Consider the following 3356-nt stretch of genomic DNA (forward strand, 5'->3'; position numbering starts at 1 on the left):
AAAATTTTAAAATTTCACAAAGGATTTTATCGATGATCAAGGCACTTCGCGGTATGAACGATATTTCAGGCGAGCAGGCGCGCATCTACTCGCAAATTTTAAGCGTGTGCGAGCGCGTGGCGCGCAATTACGGCTTTTGCCTCATCGAAACGCCCAAGCTCGAGCAGACCGCGCTATTTCGCCGCAGTGTCGGCGAGAGCAGCGACATCGTCGGCAAAGAGATGTATGAGTTTAGCGACAAAAGCGGCGATAGCGTCTGCCTGCGCCCCGAGGGCACCGCGGGCGTCGTGCGCGCCTTTATCGAAAAAAAGCTCGACCGTAGCGGCGGCGTGCATAAATTTTATTATCAAGGCTCGATGTTTCGCTACGAGCGCCCGCAAAAGGGGCGCCTGCGCGAGTTTCATCAATTCGGCGTCGAGTGCTTCGGCGAAAATAGCGTTTATGAGGATGCGAGCGTGATTTTGATGCTAGCTCAAATTTTACGCGAGCTAAATGTCGCCGCAACGCTTAAAATCAACTCTTTAGGCGATGAGGAGTGTATGCCCGCGTATAAAACCAAGCTCGTAAATTTCTTGCAAGAACGCAAAGACAGGCTCTGCGAGGACTGCCAAAGGCGCATCGACACCAATCCGATCCGCGTGCTGGACTGCAAAAACGAAAGCTGCCAGAAAATTTTAGCCGCCGCGCCTCTTATAACGGAAAATTTAAACGACGCCTGCGCCACGGAATTTGCGCAGCTGCAAAGAATTTTAACCCAAAACGGGCAAAAATTTGAAATCGATCCTAAACTCGTGCGCGGGCTTGATTACTACTGCAAAACCGCCTTTGAGTTCGTCTCAAGCGAGCTTGGCGCGCAAAGCGCCGTAGGCGGCGGCGGGCGCTACGACAGGCTCGTGGAGTTTTTAGGCGGCAGAAAGACGGCGGGCGTGGGCTTTGCGATCGGTATCGAGCGAATAGCCGAAATTTTAAAAACGCGCGAAAGCTCACAAGCGCGCGAGGGACTTTATATCGGCGCACTGGATGAGGCGTTCGTAAACACGGCGTTTTCGTTTGCGCTAAAGCTACGAAAGTTTTGTAAAACTCAAATTTCATATGAGCCCAAGGCGCTTGCGAAGCATTTAAAGGTAGCCGACGGGGCGGAGGTAAAATTTTGCCTTTGCATCGGACAGGACGAGTTTGATCGCGCCGAGATATGGTGTAAAAATTTAGAGGATCAAACCACCTTTGCGATTAAATTTAAAGAGGTCGAAGCATTTTTTAAGGATAGAGCATGAACGATTACGGACTAAATATTTGGGGGAATTCCAACTTCACAATAGACGGCGGTAAGCTATGCCTAAACTCCGATTTCAAGCAGCCTTTGGTGGATATCATAAAAGAGATCCGCGCAGACGGCGTGCGAGGCCCGATACTGCTGCGCTTTCCGCACCTCATCAAAAAGCAGATCGTTGAAATTTACTCAAATTTTAACCGAGCCATAAAGGAGTTCGACTACAAGGGAAAATTCCACGCCGTCTATCCGCTTAAAGTAAATCAATTCCCGGGCTTCGTTAGAAATTTAGTCGATATCGGCGAGCCTTACGGATATGGACTCGAAGCCGGCAGCAAGCCCGAGCTGCTGCTAGCGATGGCGTATAATAACTACGGTGCGCCGATTACCGTAAACGGTTTTAAAGATAAGGAGCTTATCAATATCGGCTTCATCGCCGCAGAGATGGGGCATAACGTAACGCTTACGATCGAGGGGTTAAACGAGCTTGAAACCATCATCGAAACGGCTAAGGAGCGATTCGCGCCAAAGCCTTTCATCGGGCTTCGCATCAGGCTGCACAACTCCGGAAGCGGTATGTGGGCGAAAAGCGGCGGGATAAATTCTAAATTCGGCCTTACCTCGACCGAGCTCATAGAGGCGATAAGCTTACTCAAGAAAAACGACCTCATCGAGCAGTTTACGATGATTCATTTTCATATCGGCTCACAGATTACAGAGATCCATCCGCTCAAAAAGGCCCTCATCGAGGCGGGCAACATCTACACTGAGCTTCGCAAAATGGGTGCAAAAAATTTAAAATCTATAAATTTAGGCGGAGGGCTTGCTATCGAATACTCTCAAGCCAAAGAGAGCTCCAGCCGCAACTATACGCTAAAAGAATACGCCAACGACGTGGTTTTTTTGCTAAAATCGATCGCGCAGGATAAAAAAGAGGCAGAGCCCGATATTTTTATCGAGAGCGGCAGATACGTAGCCGCCAGTCATGCGGTGCTCGTAGCGCCGATTTTGGAGCTTTTTACTCAGGAATACGCCGAAGAGAAGCTCGCCCTAAAAAAGGACAATCCGCCGGTAGTCGCCGAGCTATACGATCTGTATAAAACTCTAAAACCATCCAACGCACTAGAGTATCTGCACGATGCCATGTCGCATATGGAGAGCGTGCTTACTCTTTTTGATCTGGGTTACGTCGATCTGATCGACCGCTCAAACGGCGAAATTTTAGTTCATCTAATAATGCGAAAAGCGTATGGAATTTTAGGCAACAAGCAAGAATACAGCAATTTCTTAAACTCCCTAGGCAACGCCCAAGAGCGCTATTTGGTAAATTTTTCTATCTTTCAAAGCCTGCCCGATTTTTGGGGCATCAAGCAGCACTTCCCGATCATGCCGCTAGAGAGGCTGGATGAGCGTGCCACGCTATCGGCGTCGATCTGGGATATCACCTGCGATAGCGACGGCGAGATCGGATTTGATAGAGAGACCAACCCACTATTTTTGCACGACGTGGACCCCGAAGAGGAGGAGTACTTTCTGGGCTTTTTCCTTGTCGGAGCGTATCAAGAGGTGCTAGGTATGAATCACAATCTTTTCGCTCATCCAAGCGAAGCTACCGTGATCTTGCGCGATGACGGCGGCTTTGAGATCAAGGATTTCATCGAATCGCAATCGGTCATCGACATCTTGGAGGATATGGACTACGACGTCGTAGATATCCGCGAAAGCCTAAACGAGCGGATCGAAAAATCAGACCTCATAGACGCAAAAGAGAAAAAGCATATCCTGGGCGAGCTATATCTGTTTTTAAACGACAACAGCTATCTAAAGACGATCAAATGAGTTTTTGGCAAATTTTAAAACAGGACTTCACCGAGCCGATGCGTCAAGACCCCGCATGCAACAGCGTATTTGAGATATTTTTCTGCTATCCGGGCGTCTGGGCGCTGATAAATTACCGCTTCGCGCACTTTTTTTACGAGCGAGGTTTTAAGCTTATAGCTCGTGCGATCAGCGGACTTACTCGTATAATCACCGCCGTAGATATAAATCCCGGCGCACAGATCGGCTCGGGCGTGTTTTTCGACCA

At 48.9% G+C, this 3356-nt stretch carries 3 protein-coding genes; all 3 read left to right on the top strand.

What is annotated here, in order from left to right; all coding sequences use genetic code 11:
• Positions 1-32: 32 nt before the first annotated feature.
• Entirely contained in the window at positions 33-1274 is a 1242-nt protein-coding gene (gene hisS / locus Q0438_RS04460; protein ID WP_299187832.1) for a histidine--tRNA ligase, read from the top strand.
• The gene (speA, locus tag Q0438_RS04465; protein ID WP_299187829.1) at positions 1271-3109 is read left to right on the top strand and encodes a biosynthetic arginine decarboxylase; all 1839 of its coding nucleotides are present in this window, start codon (positions 1271-1273) and stop codon (positions 3107-3109) included. The genes hisS and speA overlap by 4 nt, the downstream gene beginning before the upstream one ends.
• On the top strand, positions 3106-3356 hold a 251-nt coding region (locus tag Q0438_RS04470), incomplete at its 3' end, for a serine O-acetyltransferase (RefSeq protein WP_367178493.1). The genes speA and Q0438_RS04470, both read left to right, overlap by 4 nt.

The sequence above is a fragment of the uncultured Campylobacter sp. genome (assembly GCF_938030785.1).
GTDB lineage: Bacteria > Campylobacterota > Campylobacteria > Campylobacterales > Campylobacteraceae > Campylobacter_B.

Bases quoted from the DNA above. Each gene is read 5' to 3' on its own strand.
- speA (WP_299187829.1), top strand. From the start codon at position 1,271: ATGAACGATTACGGACTAAATATTTGGGGGAATTCCAACTTCACAATA.
- hisS (WP_299187832.1), top strand. From the start codon at position 33: ATGATCAAGGCACTTCGCGGTATGAACGATATTTCAGGCGAGCAGGCG.